We start from the raw sequence: 17,363 nt of genomic DNA, 5'->3' as shown, positions 1-17,363 counted from the left end.
ATTTTATACTTCAACAAAAATATCAACTTGTGATAAGTCACTAATTGGGATAATAGTGTTTATCACAAGTTTTGATAACCACTACTATGACGAGAACGAGATAGAGGTGGGCAAGCCTATCCAATGCCAAGTGGCGGTGAACCACGTTGTGGAACTCACGGCAGAGGAAAAGGCGGAAGCACGGCAGAACGCACTCCGCAGATACCAAGAGGAGGAACTCCGCAAGTTGCAGAACCGCAGCAAGCCGAGAACCGCCACCAAAGCGACCGCACAAGAAGTACAACAACCCAACCTATTCAATTTCTGATTATGAAACCGAGAACACCCATACAGCAGGAAGTCGCACGATTAAGCGAGCGACTGCCCAAATTGACCGCCACACAGAGGGCATACGCTTTCCGTCATTGCTTCAAGCATTACGCCATCAAGAGGGCGGACGGCACGAACATCTGCACCGAGTGCGGACATTCATGGAAAAGTGAACACGACCTTGCGGACACCGTTTGCGGATGCACCTGCCCACATTGCGGAATGGAGCTGGAAGCGTTGCGCACCCGAAAGAGGGTTTTCAACGAGAACGAGTATTTCTGCATCATCACCACCTGCAAGCAGTACCAAGTGATACGCTTCTTCTTCGTCAAATCCCGATACAAGGCAGGGCAGGCAGCCGGGTATTCCATTTATGAAGTGGTGCAAAGGTGGATTTCGCCCAAAGGCACAACCGTCACTGTCGCCCGACTGCGAGGAATGTCCATACTTTACTACGACCTATGGGCGGAATACAGCGACATGGAGGTACGCAAGAACAACAAACTCCGTGCATACGATATAAACCCCGTCTGCACCTATCCCCGACAGCGTTTCATACCCGAACTGAAACGCAACGGCTTCAATGGCGAATACCACAACATACTGCCTTACGACCTTTTCACGGCTATCCTTTCCGACAGCCGAGCCGAAACGCTGTTGAAGGCAGGGCAATATCCCATGTTGCGCCACTACATCCGCAGTTCCTTTGACATAGAGAGGTATTGGGCATCCATAAAGATATGTATCCGTAACGGTTACACCATTTCGGACGGCTCCATGTGGCGTGACACCATAGACCTCCTGCGTCATTTCGGCAAGGACACGAACAGCCCGAAGTACGTCTGTCCCTCCGACCTCAAAGCCGAACACGACAGACTTATGCACAAGCGCAACAAGGAGATAGAGCGCAAGAAGTTGGAGGAACGCATCCGCCAAGCGAAGAAACACGAGAAGGCATACCGCAAACTCAAAGGCATATTCTTCGGCATTGCCTTTACGGACGGCACTTTGCAGGTGCGTGTGTTGGAGAGCGTGGCGGAGTTTGCAGCGGAAGGGACGGAACTGCACCATTGCGTGTTTTCCAACTCCTATTTCCTTGAAAAGAACTCCCTTATCCTATCCGCCACCATTGACGGCAAGCGCATAGAAACGGTGGAGGTTTCCTTGAAGACATTGGAGGTGGTGCAAAGTCGTGGCTTGCACAATTCCAATACCGAGTACCACGACCGCATTGTAAACCTTGTGAACAGCAACGTGAACCTTATCCGCCAGCGGATGGAAGCGGCATAGTATCAACCTATAATACCCAATAGTATGGAAGTAAGAATTGAAAGCATGATTTGTCTGTGGGACGATAAAATCCCCACGATGTTCCTTGAATTTGTGAACCTCCTCACTCTTGCAACGAGTGAGGAGCAGTTAAGACAGAGTGTAAAGGACTTTGCCGAGAAGCACGAACTTGACAGGTTTTTCCTTTACGGCTTCGGCTCCCACCATTTCTACCTGCATCAACGCTACACGAGCGCCCCCGAAATGGTGATGAAAAACAGAGTGTTGTCAGTGCATTTCTAACAGATAAAGAATATGATTATGGACAGAAAGAGGAAACTTCATTGCTACAAGTATATCGTCAAAAGGCATTTGAACGATATAAGGGCGCATATCGGATTATCCAAGAACGAAATGGAGAGAAGCTACTACCGTACCCGTTATGCAGCCCAATTGAGTGTCTATGCGGAAGCACTCGGAGTGCAGGAAAAGTATTTAGAAAAATTCATTCAAAAATAGATGATTATGGCAACACGGATGACCATCAACGGAGCAAGCACCTGCACCGAAGCAGGTACGGAAAAATACGAGCGTTTCCAATTAGGTATCGGCAGACGCAAGCGGACACTTGTGCAGTACGACTACCGCCACCCCACAGACGGAGAGTTGTTCTCTTGTGTAAAACCCACGTTGGACGAGTGCCGAGCCGCACGGGACAAGTGGCTCACGGCAAAGGAAGGGAAGGAGGACAACCGATGAACGCAGCCTATCAAACGCTGATAGTGAAGTTCAGCGAGCCTATTACGGTATTGGACGGTATCTTTGACGATGCCGAAGCGTGGGGAGTTGATACCCTAAAAGGGTGGATAGATGACTATGAAAGTAGCAGGTTTACCGCCATCAACAGCCATACGGCAGTCATCACAAGCGAGTACAATATGGAGTGCCTGATGGAATGGTTGAAACGAAACACACCCATTGCCGAGATAACAGAATGTTAAACCAGTTGGCGGTGTCCGCACCGCCAACCTAAAACCAAGAAAAGCATGATAGCAAAGACGATTTTAGAGCAGATAGGCGGCAGACGCTTTGCCGCCATGACGGGAAGCAAGGACTTTATAGACATGGGTAACGGATTGCGCATGAGCCTTGCGAGGAACAAGACGAGCGCAAACCGCCTTGACATCATCTACGATGCAGGATTAGACCTCTACAATATGCGTTTCTACCGCAAAACGTTCAGTAAAAAGACATTCGAGTGCAAGACGAAGGACATCGAAACGCACGAGGGCATATACTGCGATATGCTGGAAGAAATGTTCACGATGGTAACGGGACTCTACACCCGTTTTTGAGTGGCGGCGGCGAAAGCCGCCCTACTTTCTTTCGGTGAGCATGATGGCGGACAAAGAAAGTAGCAAAGAAACCGCTGTCCCAATCTACGATAGTATTCACAAAAACAAGTTTCAATCATGGAAGAAATCAGACAGAACGGAAAAATCATCCTGTACAGCGATGACGGAACAAGCATAAGGATGATTTTCAAAAACCTTACGGGGAGGAATTTTCAAGGTCAGGAATATGCGGAGTATATCCGGCACATCGCAATCGGGGAGATGGGATTTTCGCCCGGCATCATAGAGCATTGCAGGGATGGTGAAGTAATCGGCAAAGGAAAAATCCCGAATGTATGAAAAGCGGAAACTCCGATGAAGTTGCGGCTTCATCGGAGTTTCATTTGTCAGGCATTTGCCATGTTACGGAATGTACAGCAGTGCAAACTCCGCCTTTCTCCGTTTGAGCAGCATGGCGTGCCGTTTCCTCTTGTAGTTGCAGAAAGCGATATATTCCCGGTAAATGTTCCTGTCGCCCGCCTCCAATTTTCGGATCAGCGTGCTTTTGGGTATCTTCCCGCTCCCCAAAAGCCGGTATGGACCGACATTGTAGGCGAGCGTGGCAAGGAGCAGACTGTCACGCCCGAACTTGCGGAACATGGCGCAGAACTTCCGCAAGTCTTTCCGCAGGAGAACGTCCGCCTGCCGTTTCGTCATGGTACGTGCCGAATACCTTTCCCCCGGCTGCAACCGGTGACCCCAGCCCACGTATGGATGGTGTTTCTCCGAGTGCCAGCCCTCAAAATACTTCGTACAGCGAACCGCCCGCTCGAAAGGCGGCAGGCGGTAGATTGCCGCCTGCCCGTCCGTCCCCTTCTGACGGCTGTCCCGTGCGGACACGGAGCAGACTGCCAGCAGCGAACAGAAGATAGCCATGAATACACGCATCATCTTGGCAGAGGTTTGTAATTGCCTATGGGGATGACGGTCTGAATGTCGTCCTTCACGTTCCGGTTGTTGAAGTCAAATTCCAATTCGTAGGAATTTTTGAAATTGTCCTCCACCACCACGATAAAGTTGTGCGCCTCGTCGCCCTCTGCCGTGTAGTACAGGCGGAACTTTTCGTTTTCGAGCAGGTAGCGGTCGTTGGGCAGAAAAGTGATGCCGCTCGCCATTTTCAGCGTGCCTTCCCCCTCGAACTGGAAATACCGGATGGTGTAGAGCGTGTTGGCGTAATCGCCCGTCCTTTTCAGTTCACAGCGGATTTCCACCGTCTGCCCCTTTGTGACCTTGTTCGGCACGGGCATGGTTTCTACCGTGAAGGGATAGGATTGCTGGATGTCCATGTCATCGTCACACGATGCGAGCGTGAGCGACACGGCGGCGAACAGGCAGAGTGCCAACGCCTTGAAGATGGATGTTCTCTTGTTTTTGTTGTTCAGTATGTTCATTGTCCTTTGATTTTTAAGTTATTGTTCATTTCTTTTTTTGCTGTCAGTTGCAGATACTCGTTCAAGTCCTTGCAACCGTCATAGAATGCGGAACGGTCACAGACACGTCCGCCGTAGTGTCCTTTGAGGGCTTCCAGCGTCCTCCGCCCGGCGTCGTCACGATCGAGGAAGCAGTCGATGCGCCCGTACCCGTCTAAGTGTTTCACCGCCTTACCCACGTTGGCGACGGAGTTCAGCACAAGGCTGTCGCCATTGCCGCCTATGCCGAGTGCAGCAGCGGACAGAAAGTCCATGAAGCCCTCAAATACACTGCACACGTCAGTCAAAAAGCCTTCCGCCTTGACCAGCGACACATCTTTCGGCGGCACGCATCCCTTGAAATAACGGCTCCGGATTTCATAGCCGCCAGCCACGTTCGGAAAGCCAACTGCGAAATACCGCTTTCCACGCACGCCGTAGTTCAGGCGGCAGCAGTGGCGGGATGCAACGGCATAAGGGATGCCCCGTTCCGCCAGATAGTCCGTCAGTGGTGAGCGGAGCAGCGGGACGGCTTCCACTCCCTCAAAGGCAGGTTCGGACGGTTCCGGCAGGAACAACGGCTTTTCCGCTGCGACAAATGGCATACGCACAGTTTCCGCTATGAATCTTGCCTGCGCCATGAAGTCACCGCTTCGTGCAAACTCCCCGGCAAGCGTGAAGATATCACCGCCCTTGCCCAAGCCGAAGTCGTACCAGAGCCGTTTCGCCACGTTCACACGGAAAGAGGGCGTGCGCTCATTGCGGTACGGCGCACGATACCAAAATTCGTTTCCGCTCCTTCGGACAGGCTCATGTCCCAACCGTGCGAGAAAGTCCGCGAGGGATATTTGCCTCATGGCGTCTATATTGGTCCCTTCCATGCGGCGTGTGTCAGTTGATGACGAACTTGATGCCCAGCCCGAATTGGGTATGGAACTTCTTTGTGTCGCCACCCCACAGGCAACGCTCCCGGAGGTTGGCGAGCAGGGCGATACGGTCAGCCACGTAAAACTCCACATCAAGCGTCAGCGCACCGCCATAGATGAAGGCGTCCCGATCATGCAGTGTCGAACCGTCATGCAGCATCTTTTCGCCCCAATTCACCGATTCATACCCGGCAAGAGCCGAAGCCCCCGCATAGACGAACACGATTTTACGGGCATCGGAAAGTATCTTGAAATAGTAGCAGCCCTCCGCCGTGAACTGCGCCACAGGTATGGCGGTGTCCTTGTAGGGGTTCTTTTTCAGGAGATACTCCCCTCCGAACACCCATTTGTTCCCCTTCTTCGTGTAGGTGGAGAAAGCCGCCCCGAAGCTGTACCCCCCGTCGTTGCCGCCGGGCTTGAAGCCGTCCGCCATGTTCGCCTTGATTTCGATGCCCTGCATCTTCGGCAGGCATCGCTGGGCGTGCGCCTGCCCTGCGAACAGGGCAAGCGACGCTATGATTATTGCGATGTACTTTCTCATGGTCAGCGCACTTGGAGTTCGTTGATGGTATTGGCGCGCACCAAGTCCTCATTCTCGATCACGAAGGACTGGTGGCGGCCGCCGTTCTTCTCGTTCAGTTCCACCACGAGGCACTTGCCGTCGGGGATGGTGAACTTCGCCATCGTGAAGACCGTGCGTTCGCTTTTTTTGCCCGGCACGAGCGTGGCGTAGTTCTGCGCGCGGAGCGGCAGGATGATACGCTCCTGCACGGCGGTACGCTTCGCCACCTTCTTATCCACGATTTTCCACGTGATGTAGTCCACATCGAAAGGCACGTTGCTCTGGTTCCTGATTTCCGTGTGGAAATACAGAAGCCCGTTGTGCGTGTAGATGCCTTTCAGAAGGTACTGGATGCCGAAACGCTTGCAGCCGATATGCTTCACCTCACGCTTGTTCTGCTTGTGGATGGACTTCATGATAAGGCGCACCAGCATCGGGCTTTCGCTGCCCAGCTCTTTCAGGTAGATTTCCTGCGCGTTGTTCGGACGGTTCACCGCCTCGCCGTCATGGATGAAGTCGCACATCTCCACGTTGAGCAGCAGCGGCTCGGCGGCGTACTTCACGTTGAAAGTGTAGAAACTCCCGTCCTCCGTGATTACGGACATGTTGGTTTCGTTCGGGAAGTTCCTCACGGTTGCCTTCACACGGATGACGTTCTCCGCTCCGTCGGCTTTGCCCGCGATCAGGTCGGGAGAGCCTAAATCGACATAGCGCACCTCCGCCGGGAAGATGACATGCACGGTCTTGTCGTAGGTCACTTCCAAGCCGTGCGGGGGAACCATACGGTCAAAGCCCAGCTTTCTCGTCAGACCGTGATACAGGTCGCCGTCCGCCTCCTTCTGCGGATAGACCTCCTTTGTCAAGGTCGGTTGGTCACTTCCGTTGGTCGTTTCAACGGTTACGTTTTCCTGCGCGTTGGCAGTTGCGATGCCCATAGCGAGGGCAAACATCATGATTACTTTTTTCATTTTACTTTGGATTTTTAGTGGTAAATAAAAATTTGATTGTTTCCTTAATTCACTCCCTGATAGAGCATGACCCTGTACCCGGCTTTCAGATGCACTTTGACGGTGCGCATCTTCTTGGCTATATACTGGCTCGTGCCTTGTATCAGCCCCTTGCCCAAGTCGGAGGCGAGCTGCGCCCCGGCATTGGTGGAGATGTTGATGCTGCTGCCGAGTGAGCCGCCCATGTTGGCGGCAACCTCCCTGACGGCGTTCATCTCCATCGAGTTGGGGATGAATATGCCGGGCTGCCCGTCCGTGTCATAGACCTCCAACTCCACCGGGATAACCGTACCGTCGTGTTCCAGAGAGGTGATTTCAATGCCGAGCCGTTCACCCTGAATCTTGGCTGCGCCGACCACCACTGCATTATGGGGAATGATCCGGTCTGCCACCGCCATCGCTTCCAACAGCCGCAACCTGACCGCCTGCCCGTCCGTCACGCTCTGCGCCCCATAGACACATGCCGGTATGGTGTTCCTGTCCGATACGGTCGTGACGCCCACCGCCGTGTTGAAACTGCGGTTGCGTTCCTGCGAGAAGGAAGCGACAAATTCGGCATTGCTCATGGGTTGTCCGAGCGAGGACACCACTTGATGCGTCACTTGCCTGACGGGTTTTGCCGTGTTCTTTCCGGTTTTCTGCACGGGGGACGGCTCTGCGGTCTGTCCCGCCGCCTGCGTGCCGTTCTGACCGCCCATGTACTTCGCCGCCAGCTCGTAGGATTTTTCCATGAGTGCCACCTGCTCGTCCATCGTGGAGCTTCTCTCTTTTCCGCTTTCCAGTTCGGATTCGAGCGTGGCGATGCGTTCCAGCAGTTCGTCCATCTCCGCATTGTCGTTCTTCGGCTGCTCGTAGAAGTTGCCGAGTGTGGCATTGAGGTCGCGGTAGGCGGCTGCCGAGGACTGGATGGTCTTCGGTGCGGGCTTCACCGCCTCTTCCGTTCCGCCGGGATTGGCAAGGTCGAAGTCGCTGCCACCGTCCGCTTCCGCCGTTTCGCGGTCGAACAGGTCGCCCAACTGCTGCATGGCGCGGCTGCGGTTCTCCTGCCGTTCCTCCATTGCCCCCTGCTCGTAGGCTTTCGCCTTGTCACCGATAATCCGGCGGTTCTCCTTGTCCGCATCGGGCATCTCGATGTTGTAGCCGCTTGTTCCCGGATCCTGCTCCTTGCCGGAGGACGGGGCGAATATCAGCCACATCGCCCCGATGAATACCAGCACCATCGCGGGCAGCACTATCATTTTCTGACGTTTCAGCCGTTGGGCTTCGGTCTGCGGCTTGCGCTCCTTCTTCGGCTTGTCGTTGCCGGGAACCGCCTTGTTTTCGTTCTTGGGTTCATTCTTCGTCTGTTCCATATAAATAAGGTGTTACGTTGTGATTGTTATCCGGCTTCACGGACAGTTCCACCTGTCCGGCATGGTCTATCTCCATCCGGCTGCCGTCATTCCTGCCGATGTCATGGACGGCTTTGCCGAAGGTGTAGAGGGCAAGCGCGGCGAATGCGGCGAGCATTGCCAGCACGATGCGTCTGCGTGTCTTCGGCGGCAAGCCGTCCAGATAGCCCTTGAGCCTTGCCTCCAGCATTTTCTTTTTGTCGTGGAGTTTCCAATAGGCTCCCCACAGTGATTTTCCGATTCCTTTCATGCCTGTTAGCGTTTGATGGTTTGTAAATCCTTATTCTCGATGATGGTGAATCCCTCGATGGTGAACCCGTTCGGGTTGTCGTCCGAACGGGACGAGTTCAAGAGGCGGCACGTGGTTACGAGGCTGCGCTCGGTGACGTTGCTCTGCCGGATGATTTTCTGCGTGGCGTAGGTTACGGCGCGGTAGGGATAGCCGTTGAAGTCGCACACCACGCTGTCCACCTTCAGCACTTGGTTGATGTTCCCGGCGATGATGCGGTTGTAGTACCCCTTCTCGGCGAAGTCCGAATAGTAGTTGTACACGCTCTTGTCCGCCAGCAGCAACGCACGCTTCACGTTGTGTTCTATCGCGCTCTTTTCGGGCGAGAGCGTAAAGAACAGTTCGTGAAAGCGGCGCACATGCTCCCTCGCTTCCGCCGGACGGTTCTGCGACAAGTCCTGCGAGAGTGCCAGCATCAGCGACTTGCCGTTATCCAGCACATAGATCTTTTCACGCTGCCGCTCCGCGAAGCGGTAGGAACTCCACACGCTCCATACCGTTATCACGGCGCACAGCGAGAGGAAGACGATACCGAACAGGCGTATCTGCCTGAATGATGATTCGATGTTTTTGAGTGACTTGAATTCCATTTTACTTTTTCCGTTTATAATTGCACATTGATTATTTCAGCAGTTTCCCGGCACGTCCGACCATGTTGCCTGCGGTAGCACCCGCCACGCTGCCCGCCATGCTTCCGGCGCGTCCCGCCATCTGGTTCACGTTGCGCCCGTAGCCGCCCATGCCCCCGGCTTGGATGATCCAGCCCGCCACCGTCGGAATGGTGAAGTAGCCGATGATGCCGATTATCATGAACACAATATACACCCCGTCGCTGGAATCCAGTGAGAAATTAGGGTCGGTCTGCATACGCTCGATGTCGCTCTGGAGCATCAACACCTGAATCTTGGCGAGTATGGTGCTGAATATGTCCGACACGGGCAGCCACAGATAGACCTGAATGTAGCGGCATATCCACTGCGTGAGCGTGCTTTGGAAGCCGTCCCACACCGATATGGCGAAGGCTATCGGACCGAGTATCGCCAGCACCACGAGGAAGAAGGTGCGGATGGTGTCTATCACGAGGGCGGCGGCTTGGAACATCAGTTCCAGTATCTCGCGGAAGAAGTCGCGGATGCCCTTCTTCATCTTGTACATCCCCCGGTCGATATACATCCCCGCCATCGTCACCATGTCGGAGGGCGACCAGCCCAATTCCTCCAGTTGCTTGTCAAACTCCTCGTTGGACACGAGGTAGGCGGTTTCGGGATTGCGCACCATCGCCTCGTATTCCAGCCTGTCCTTCTGTTCCCGGTACTTGTTCATGTCCAAAGTCTGCGTTTCGAGCAGTTTCGCCGTACCCTGCACGACGGGCGAAAGGACGCTGTTTATCGTGCCAAGCACCACCGTAGGGAAGAACATGATGCACAGACCGACGGCAAAGGGGCGGAGCATCGGGAAGACGTCTATGGGTTCGGCTCTCGCCAACGACTGCCATACCCGGTAGGCGACATAGAAGAGCGCGCCCAGCCCGGCGATGCCTTTCGCCACGCCCGCCATGTCAGCGCACAGCGGCATCATCTGCTCGTAGAGCGAGCGGAGAATCTGGTGAAGGTTGTCGAACTCCATAGGCTACCAGTATCTTTCGTTCATACTGCCGTACAACCCCATGATGCGGTCGAGGTCGTTTTTCTTCTTCGCACGCAGGTAGCTCACGCTGATGTTCTTGTTGGTGTAGTAGCTCACGAGGTTGCGGTAACGCTTCATCTTGGAGTGGCAGCGTTCCACCACGTCCATGCGCTCCTTGTCCGTCATGGAGAGCGTGGTGATGTTCACCACGTTCTTCAGCTCCGTCAGCACGTCATTGGATTCTTCCAGCAGCTTCGTGTATCCGAAGGCGATGGCTCCGAGTTCCTCCACCGTGAAGTTGTCGTCGCGCAGCATCTTCTGGAAGCTGGTCACGTAGATGTCCGTGATGTCGCCCACCATCAGGATGGTCTGCTGCACCTTGCGGGCGTCCTTGACCAGATTGTTCACCGATTTGAGGGCGTCGTAATACTTCTTGCCCTGCTCGTAGATTTTCACCGTTTCCTGAAAGTTGTTCACCATGTTCGTGGCGGTCTTCGAGGTGTGGATGATGTTCTTCGAGGCGTTGATGATGCCCTGCGCCAGATTGCCCGGATCGCTCACGACCCATTGGGCGGAAGCCCTGCCCGCGAAAAGCAGGCACAGGCAGATGACGAATGTTATTCTTGTTCTCATGTTTCTTTGGATTTTAGCGGTTCTTATTTTTCTGCCGGAGTTTCCGGCTGCGGCTTCACACGCACGTAGTCCCCGTTCGGTGAGAAGGTCAGCACGTCGGTGGCTTCGTTATACGCCACGTCGATGCGGAAGCCGGTGTTCATGAACAGGTTGCCGTTCTCCTCCTGCAAAAGGTAGGTTTCCGGTTTCAGCCTGCGGCGGATGCCGCTCCGTTTGAATACCGTCACCTTGTAGGCTTCGCCCTCCTTGTAGATAAGCACGTCGGGCTTGCCCTCCACGCTTTCCCAGTTCCCGCACAGCAGGTTGCGGCGGTTCTCCGCCACGTCGCAGGATTGCAGCACCATGACCGCCAGCCCGATTAAACACTTGCTGACTTGCAGCATCTTTGCTCTTGATATACTCATACGCTTTTCTTTTTTCGTTGATAAATCTGTTTTACCGATTATTGATTGCTTATTGCCTGTTTCTCCGCCTTTCGGCAAGCTGCCGGATGGCGGCTTCGATGTCGCCGCCCAATTGCTCCGCCAGACGGTACACCTCCACCTTTTCCGTTTCCTCGGTGGTGTACGCCAGATATTCTTCCGCGCTCACCTCGGTGGCATAGACCGCCGACTGCGTGCCGCCCAAGCCTATCCACACCTCCTTGTAGAGCCGTGAAGGGTTGTTCGCCATGTTGATGGAAAGTATCTGCGACTTCTCCTTCTCCGTCAGTCCGAGCAACGCCTGAATCTGGTCGAACTTGTTCATGTACTTGCGCTGGTCGAGCAGGATTTTACAGTCCGAGTTGTTGATGATGCTCTCCTTGACGACGGGCGAGGAAATGATGTCGTCCACCTCCTGCGTCACCACGATTGCCTCACCGAAATACTTGCGCACCGTCTTGTACATATAGCGCAGGTAGTCAGCCATATTTGCCGACGAGAGAGCCTTCCAAGCCTCTTCCACGATAAGCTGTTTGCGCACTCCTTTCAGACGCCGCATCTTGTTGATGAAGGCTTCCATGATGATGATGGTCACTACCGGGAACAGTTCGCGGTTGTCCTTGATGGAATCAATCTCGAAGACGATGAACCGTTTGCCCAGCAGGTCGATGTTCTCCGCCGAGTTGAGCAGGAAGTCATAGCGTCCGCCCCGGTAATACTGCCGCATGGTGGTGAGCATGTTGTCGATGTTGAAGTCCTCCTTCTCCACCTTGATGTCACGCTCCGCCAGTTCCCTACGGTAGTCGTCGCGCATGTACTCATAGAAAGTGTTGAACGAGGGGACGATGCTCCGGTCTGCCCTGATGCGCTCGATGTAGGCACTCACGGCACTGCCCAATTCCCCGCTTTCGGTTTTCGTCACCTTGTCGTCCTCCGACTTCCAGAGTGTCAGCAGTAGCGTCTTTATGTTGTCCTTCTTCTCCACGTCGAACACGTAGTCGTCGGTATAGAACGGGTTGAAGCTGATGGGCTTCTCCTCCGTGTAGGTGAAATACACGCCGTCCGTGCCGCCCGTCTTGCGCCGTATCATCTCGCACAATCCCTGATAGGAGTTTCCCGTGTCCACCAATACCACATGCGCGCCCTGCTCGTAGTATTGCCGCACGAGGTGGTTCATGAAGAACGACTTGCCGCTGCCCGAAGGACCCAATACGAACTTGTTACGGTTCGTGGTGATGCCCCGCTTCATCGGCAGGTCGGAAATGTCGAGGTGTAGCGGTTTTCCCGTGAGCCTGTCCACCATCTTGATGCCGAAGGGCGAGAGCGAGCTGCGGTAGTTGGTTTCCTCCGTGAAGAGGCACACCGCCTGTTCGATGAAGGTGTGGAAACTCTCTTCCGCCGGGAAGTCCGCAGCATTGCCGGGCATCGCCGCCCAATAAAGTGTCGGGCAGTCGATGGTGTTGTGGCGCGGCACGCACTCCATACTTGCCAGCTGGCTGCCCACGTCGTTCTTTATGTGCTTCAGCTCCTCCGCGTCGTCGCTCCACGCCATGACGTTGAAGTGCGCCCGCACCGAGGTCAGCCCGTAGGAGTGCGCCTCGTTCAGGTAGCGGTCTATCCACTCGCGGTTGATGCTGTTGCTCCTTGAGTAGCGCGAGAGCGACTGCATATTCCTTGCGGACTTCTCGAATTTTTGGAGGTTCTCCTCGCTGTTGTCAATAATCACGTACTGGTTGTAGATGTGGTTGCAGGAGAGCAGCAGCCCCACCGGGGATGCGAAGGAGAGGCGGCAGTCCGAGCGGTCGGTGGAGAGTTTTTCATACCGGGTGTCGGTAGCTACCGTGCCGGGCAGGTCTTCCGCGTCGGACAGGGTGTGCAGGCACAGGCGGTTGTCGCCGATGCGCATCTCCCGTGCCGAGAGGTCGATGTCCTGCAATGTGGCGTCGCCTTCGGGCATGAGCGAGAAGTAACGCTCTATCAGTCCGGCTTTGCCGTCCGTCCCCACAATCTCGTCGGTGGAGAGGCGTCGCAGCCTGACGAAGCCGCTGTCGTTGATGATGCGCTCGAATTGTTCCGCTGCCTCCATGAACTTCGCGGCGGTTTCCTTGTCAAGCACCTTCGGGATGATATGCCCCCGGCACAGCGTGCTGAAATTGCTCTGCATCCGGTTACGCTCCTTCGTCGTCTTGGTCAGGTAGAGGTAGCACGTGTGCTTCAGGTACGGACGCTCGTTGAAGTGACGCTCGAAGCTCCGTGAGAGGAAACTCATGTCCTCCTTTTGCAATTCCGGCGTGTACTTCTCCTTGATGAACCAGTCCTGCTTGTGGACGACGGAGAAGTCCGGCAGCACCTTGATCGCCTTGCACCAGCAGCCGTGTATCGCCTCGTACTCCGCACCCGTCACGGTATAAAGCTCCGGAAGCTCCACCTCGAAAGCCACCGTGATGTCGGCGTCTTTGGAGATGATGCAACCTTGCTCCACCGCCAATAGCGGGAACTTGTTTTCCAGTGTTGTCATTTTGGATGTATTCCTCATGTCGTTTCTTCCTTTCGTTTCCGTTTGAATAATCGGGTGATCCGCCGCCGGTTGATAAGGTATCGGGGATGGCTCCTTGTTGCCCCTAATTTCATCAGTCCGTGTTCGCCGTACCGGGCGTTCAGCGCGAAGGTCTGCCATACGAGGACGGAGGACGATGCCACGCCGAAGCCGATACATACCCACTGGTCGATGCCGACCATGTAGAGGATGACGAACAGGACGAAGAGAGCCAGCAGACCTCCGCAGAAGATGAAGAGGTACTGAGCCTTCAAGCCCTTGAACTCTACCGGGCGGCCGATACCCTTGTTTATCGGGTATTCAGCCATACATCGTTTATTAAAGGAAGAATGAGCGCAGGATGGTGGCGGCGACAATCAGGAAGATGCACGCTCCGAACCACGAGGCGGCAGTCTTGGAGGTGTCGGGGTCGCCGGACGAGAATTTACCGTACACTTTCACGCCCCCGATAAGCCCGACTACCGCGCCGATGGCGTAGATGAGTTTCGTGCCGGGGTCGAAATACGAACTCACCATAGAGGTGGCTTCGTTGATGCCCGCGATGCCGTTTCCCTGCGCGAAGGCGGAGGCGGTTGCGGCAACCAGAAGTGCCGCAGAGAGGATAAGTTTCTGTCTGTTGTTCTTGTTCATAAACTGTTCTTGTTTTGTGCCGTCAAAAGGGTGGATGGTCCTTTGTCGGGCGGTTGATACTCGGTTACTTTTCTTTGGTTTAGTGGGCTGCCCGTTTGTTTCTACGGACTTGGGTGTGTCCGTTGCGGACCAGCTGTACCTTGTACCGCCGTGCGCGTGGGTGATGCCGTCTTACGTTTTCATTTTCATTCTTTTTTAATCGTTATACATAGTTGCGGATGTCGAAGTCCTCGATATTGTCCGGGACGACAAAATCCTTTTTCGGTTTCTTCAGCCGTATTTCGATAAGCCCCTTGATGCGGATGCTCATTTCAGACGAGCCGGTCATCAGCTTCTCGTACAGCTCCGTCCCTTCCATATCGGTGAAGACCTTTGCCGCCCGCTCCCGTTCCGTCGTTGTCGCTTCCGGGTTCTTGGCGGTTCTGACCGCATCGTCTATCTCGTCGAAGCTGCTTCCGGATGCCCTCGGCGCGTCGGGCGTTTCTTCCTCCGGCTCGTCCTCCCCGAACTCCAGATCCGAAGGCGTGAGGCTCGTGAAGGTTTCGTCGAGTTTATCCTCCGGGATTTGGGCGGGACGGGACACGGTTTCCGTGTTTCCGTCGTCAAAAGTAGCCTCTTCCTCCGTCAGCTCAATGCCTTTTTCCGAAGTGGCGGCTTCTTGCGTCGGTATGGCAGCGGTTGTCCGGGTCGATGCCATCCTGAAACGGCTCTTGCCGATGATGTCCGGGGTGTCTGCGGGCGGTGTTTCCCTTACCGCTTCGGGCTTTGCCGCCGTGCCGCCCAACGACCGCCACAGTCCGGCTATGCTTCTGAGGAAGCGGACAAGTCTGGTTTCCATGATCCTGTCATAAAGGAGCAGGAACAGGAACCACAGGTTGCAGCCGACCGATACGGTCAGCAGAATATCAGTCATGCTTATTGTTTCACTCATGCACGTTCTCTTTTTTGAGGGTTAAAATACTGCGTCGTAATTCCGGGCGTAAAGGCTTTTTATCGCCTCCTCGCACTGGTTGAAGTGGTGCGTAAGCACATGGTCGATGTAGGCGGACAGCGACAGCCGGTCATGCCCGATCACACGGGTGATGCGCATGATGCGGTCGTGGTACTCCGGGCGCACATACGCCATCTTTCCCTCGCGTGCCTTCACTTCGGCTTCACGGATGAACAGCCGTTCATAGTCCTTCTCTCCGCATTTGCCGCCTAACGGCACGGGGGACAGGATTTCCACACTCGCCTGCACTTGGGCAAGCATACCGCCGCCGTCATGCTGCGGACTTCTGTTTTTCTGGTTCTTTTCCATATTCAAATCAAGTCTTCACGTTGTTTCTTGTACAGTTCGTTTATTTTCTCCTTGTGCTGTTCCAGATGTTGGCGCAGCACGGTATCCACGTAGCCGCCTACCGAGATTTCACGCCCGGCGATGTCGTTCACGATTTTGAGAATCTTGCTGTGGACGTCGCGGCTGATATAGACGCACTGGCGTGTCTTTATCTCGTTGCGGCGGAGGAACAGCCCGGAATAGTCGTCCTCCTGCCGTTTGCGGCGGACGGTGTCCCTCTGCGGTTTTTCCTTTGCCGTATATTGCACGGGCGGCGGTTCCGTTTCAGGGACGCTTTCTTCTTCGGGAGCAGGCGCGGGTGGCTCCTGTGCGTGGTACAGGGTCCCGTCCTGCCTGCGTCTGCCGATGGAGGCTATCAACAGTTCCTCGTCAATGCCTTCGGTGTTCACTTTCCTGCTGCCCATGATTATTGAGGTCTGATGATACGGCTTATCTCTTCCGAGAACTCACGGATGCCGCTCCCTTTCAGCAGGGACGCATCCATCGGGAAGATGGTCGAGCGGAACACGCTCTTGCGCTCTTCCGAGAGGTCGCGCCGGAACTTCTTGCTGTCGGGCAGGCGGGTGGACAGCACCGGCAGCCCCATCTCGGCTATCACATCCTCATACAGGTCGTAAAGCCCGTTCTTCTCCCTGCCGTCCACCATCGTCCAGAACAGGTACAGCCCTTTTGTTTTCGCCTGTCCCGTCGTCATGAGGTTGTCACGGAACATCACGGCGAATTGCAGGGTGCTTTCCACGACAAAACGGTCGGCACTCATGGGCGCGAAGATGTAGTCCATCTGCGAGAGGGTCTTGACCACGCCGTTGCTTTTCAGTGTTCCCGGCATGTCGAAGAACACGATGTCGGGTTTCACCTCTTCTGCGGCAAGCATCCTTTCGGCATCATCGAGGGCGTTAAGGGCGTCGCTTGCAATGACCGGGTAGGCGTTCTTCCTTGTCTTGCGGAAGTGGTCACACGCGAGTGCCTTGAAATAGAGGCTCCCGCCGATAAGTCCCGTTTCACGTTCACGCAACCCGTGTATGCTGTGCTGCGGGGCGTCGCAGTCTATGACGGCGACATTGTGTCCTTTCACGTTGTGGAGGTAGTTGGCGGCAAGTGCCGTGACGGTGGATTTGCCGATGCCCCCTTTCTGTGTTGCGAATGCAACGAATGTTTCATTACTCATGGTTCTGTTGGTTTTAATGGTTGATGAATTGTTTTCCTGCTCCGATACGGAATCGGTGACATGTATATCCGCGTCCGCGAATCTCCGCCTGTCCGGTTCGTCACGTATCCGCTTCAACGGTGAGGCAGGGATTCGGATAACTGGTGAATGACGACATTGCGTCATGAAGTCATTGAATCCGTGAATCACTGCGTCATTGGGAAACCGGGCATCCGAAGGTTCGGGTATCCGGTCAGGCAAATAGCCGCCGAAGCGGTTTGCCGGGTATTTGAAAGCCTCATTTTTCATATCTTCAAATCGTTCGTTTCTTGAATCATGCTGCAAATAAACAAGGATATTTTTGAATCCGTACCACTTTCCCGGCAAGTGGCGGCATGTTGCGCCGGTTGGCACTGATTGTCCGGTTCAAGCCTCTGTCCGATACCGTTTTAA

The 17,363-nt window shown here is 54.7% G+C and carries 25 protein-coding genes; 7 read left to right on the top strand and 18 right to left on the bottom strand.

From position 1 onward, the window contains the following. The 7 genes from PGR91_RS13165 to PGR91_RS13135 form a co-directional block, all read left to right on the top strand. Positions 1-307 (top strand): PcfK-like family protein (locus PGR91_RS13165; protein ID WP_270399383.1); only part of this gene is annotated, 307 nt, incomplete at its 5' end. A 2-nt stretch (positions 308-309) separates the two neighbouring features. Continuing rightward, positions 310-1,599: a PcfJ domain-containing protein gene (locus PGR91_RS13160; protein ID WP_073342441.1), complete on the top strand. Its 1,290-nt coding sequence runs from the start codon at positions 310-312 to the stop codon at positions 1,597-1,599. Between the two features lie 24 nt (positions 1,600-1,623). Beyond that, positions 1,624-1,881, top strand: coding sequence for a hypothetical protein (locus tag PGR91_RS13155; protein WP_073342438.1), 258 nt, complete (start codon positions 1,624-1,626; stop codon positions 1,879-1,881). A gap of 222 nt (positions 1,882-2,103) precedes the next feature. Further along, positions 2,104-2,337, top strand: coding sequence for a DUF3873 domain-containing protein (locus PGR91_RS13150; RefSeq protein WP_073342762.1), 234 nt, complete (start codon positions 2,104-2,106; stop codon positions 2,335-2,337). Continuing rightward, positions 2,334-2,579 carry a DUF6956 domain-containing protein gene (locus PGR91_RS13145; protein ID WP_253298539.1) on the top strand — a complete coding sequence of 82 codons (246 nt, stop codon included), beginning with the start codon at positions 2,334-2,336 and terminating at the stop codon, positions 2,577-2,579. The genes PGR91_RS13150 and PGR91_RS13145 overlap by 4 nt, the downstream gene beginning before the upstream one ends. A gap of 45 nt (positions 2,580-2,624) precedes the next feature. Next, a complete protein-coding gene (locus PGR91_RS13140; protein WP_073342432.1) occupies positions 2,625-2,933 on the top strand; it encodes a hypothetical protein in 309 nt (102 codons plus the stop codon). 117 nt (positions 2,934-3,050) lie between these two features. Further along, positions 3,051-3,272, top strand: coding sequence for a DUF7688 family protein (locus PGR91_RS13135; RefSeq protein WP_073342429.1), 222 nt, complete (start codon positions 3,051-3,053; stop codon positions 3,270-3,272). Positions 3,273-3,335: 63 nt separating this feature from the next. Here the strand turns inward: PGR91_RS13135 and PGR91_RS13130 are convergent, their stop codons facing one another. The 18 genes from PGR91_RS13130 to PGR91_RS13045 all read right to left on the bottom strand — a co-directional run bounded on the left by PGR91_RS13130 (position 3,336) and on the right by PGR91_RS13045 (position 17,219). After that, a complete protein-coding gene (locus tag PGR91_RS13130) occupies positions 3,336-3,863 on the bottom strand; it encodes a glycoside hydrolase family protein (RefSeq protein ID WP_073342426.1) in 528 nt (175 codons plus the stop codon). Next, on the bottom strand, positions 3,860-4,363 hold the full coding sequence (locus PGR91_RS13125) for a DUF3872 domain-containing protein (protein ID WP_073342424.1): 504 nt from the start codon (positions 4,361-4,363) through the stop codon (positions 3,860-3,862). Before PGR91_RS13125 ends, PGR91_RS13130 begins: the two co-directional genes overlap by 4 nt. Further along, on the bottom strand, positions 4,360-5,262 hold the full coding sequence (locus tag PGR91_RS13120; protein WP_073342421.1) for a toprim domain-containing protein: 903 nt from the start codon (positions 5,260-5,262) through the stop codon (positions 4,360-4,362). Before PGR91_RS13120 ends, PGR91_RS13125 begins: the two co-directional genes overlap by 4 nt. A 10-nt stretch (positions 5,263-5,272) precedes the next feature. Further along, the gene (locus PGR91_RS13115; protein ID WP_073342419.1) at positions 5,273-5,848 is read right to left on the bottom strand and encodes a conjugal transfer protein TraO; all 576 of its coding nucleotides are present in this window, start codon (positions 5,846-5,848) and stop codon (positions 5,273-5,275) included. 2 nt (positions 5,849-5,850) lie between these two features. Then, entirely contained in the window at positions 5,851-6,837 is a 987-nt protein-coding gene (gene traN, locus PGR91_RS13110; RefSeq protein ID WP_073342416.1) for a conjugative transposon protein TraN, read from the bottom strand. A 44-nt stretch (positions 6,838-6,881) separates the two neighbouring features. Continuing rightward, positions 6,882-8,228: a conjugative transposon protein TraM gene (gene traM / locus PGR91_RS13105; protein WP_073342414.1), complete on the bottom strand. Its 1,347-nt coding sequence runs from the start codon at positions 8,226-8,228 to the stop codon at positions 6,882-6,884. Beyond that, complete coding sequence (locus PGR91_RS13100) at positions 8,209-8,517, bottom strand: TraL conjugative transposon family protein (RefSeq protein WP_073342411.1); 309 nt, start codon at positions 8,515-8,517, stop codon at positions 8,209-8,211. Before PGR91_RS13100 ends, traM begins: the two co-directional genes overlap by 20 nt. Positions 8,518-8,522: 5 nt before the next feature. After that, positions 8,523-9,146, bottom strand: coding sequence for a conjugative transposon protein TraK (gene traK / locus PGR91_RS13095; RefSeq protein ID WP_004308925.1), 624 nt, complete (start codon positions 9,144-9,146; stop codon positions 8,523-8,525). 31 nt (positions 9,147-9,177) lie between these two features. After that, a complete protein-coding gene (gene traJ, locus PGR91_RS13090; protein ID WP_005944138.1) occupies positions 9,178-10,182 on the bottom strand; it encodes a conjugative transposon protein TraJ in 1,005 nt (334 codons plus the stop codon). Between the two features lie 3 nt (positions 10,183-10,185). Continuing rightward, a complete protein-coding gene (locus PGR91_RS13085; RefSeq protein WP_005850484.1) occupies positions 10,186-10,815 on the bottom strand; it encodes a DUF4141 domain-containing protein in 630 nt (209 codons plus the stop codon). A 23-nt stretch (positions 10,816-10,838) separates the two neighbouring features. Then, a complete protein-coding gene (locus PGR91_RS13080; protein ID WP_073342408.1) occupies positions 10,839-11,219 on the bottom strand; it encodes a DUF3876 domain-containing protein in 381 nt (126 codons plus the stop codon). A gap of 49 nt (positions 11,220-11,268) precedes the next feature. Beyond that, positions 11,269-13,773, bottom strand: a complete 2,505-nt coding sequence (locus tag PGR91_RS13075) for a TraG family conjugative transposon ATPase (protein ID WP_101603349.1) — start codon at positions 13,771-13,773, stop codon at positions 11,269-11,271. After that, positions 13,770-14,102, bottom strand: a complete 333-nt coding sequence (locus PGR91_RS13070) for a DUF4133 domain-containing protein (protein ID WP_005944155.1) — start codon at positions 14,100-14,102, stop codon at positions 13,770-13,772. Before PGR91_RS13070 ends, PGR91_RS13075 begins: the two co-directional genes overlap by 4 nt. Positions 14,103-14,112: 10 nt before the next feature. Continuing rightward, positions 14,113-14,424: a DUF4134 domain-containing protein gene (locus tag PGR91_RS13065; RefSeq protein ID WP_009016663.1), complete on the bottom strand. Its 312-nt coding sequence runs from the start codon at positions 14,422-14,424 to the stop codon at positions 14,113-14,115. A gap of 202 nt (positions 14,425-14,626) precedes the next feature. Further along, on the bottom strand, positions 14,627-15,355 hold the full coding sequence (locus tag PGR91_RS13060; protein ID WP_083589129.1) for a conjugal transfer protein TraD: 729 nt from the start codon (positions 15,353-15,355) through the stop codon (positions 14,627-14,629). A gap of 21 nt (positions 15,356-15,376) precedes the next feature. Beyond that, positions 15,377-15,724 (bottom strand): DUF3408 domain-containing protein, encoded by a 348-nt coding sequence (locus PGR91_RS13055; protein ID WP_005850496.1) that lies wholly within the window; start codon positions 15,722-15,724, stop codon positions 15,377-15,379. A 2-nt stretch (positions 15,725-15,726) separates the two neighbouring features. Beyond that, on the bottom strand, positions 15,727-16,167 hold the full coding sequence (locus tag PGR91_RS13050) for a DUF3408 domain-containing protein (RefSeq protein WP_005944168.1): 441 nt from the start codon (positions 16,165-16,167) through the stop codon (positions 15,727-15,729). Between the two features lie 2 nt (positions 16,168-16,169). Next, a complete protein-coding gene (locus tag PGR91_RS13045; protein ID WP_073342403.1) occupies positions 16,170-17,219 on the bottom strand; it encodes a ParA family protein in 1,050 nt (349 codons plus the stop codon). Positions 17,220-17,363: the final 144 nt, after the last annotated feature.

Origin of the sequence: Candidatus Alistipes pullistercoris (assembly GCF_027665465.1) — a bacterium.
Lineage (GTDB): Bacteria > Bacteroidota > Bacteroidia > Bacteroidales > Rikenellaceae > Alistipes_A > Alistipes_A hominis.
This window is presented reverse-complemented; position numbering and strand designations above follow the sequence as displayed.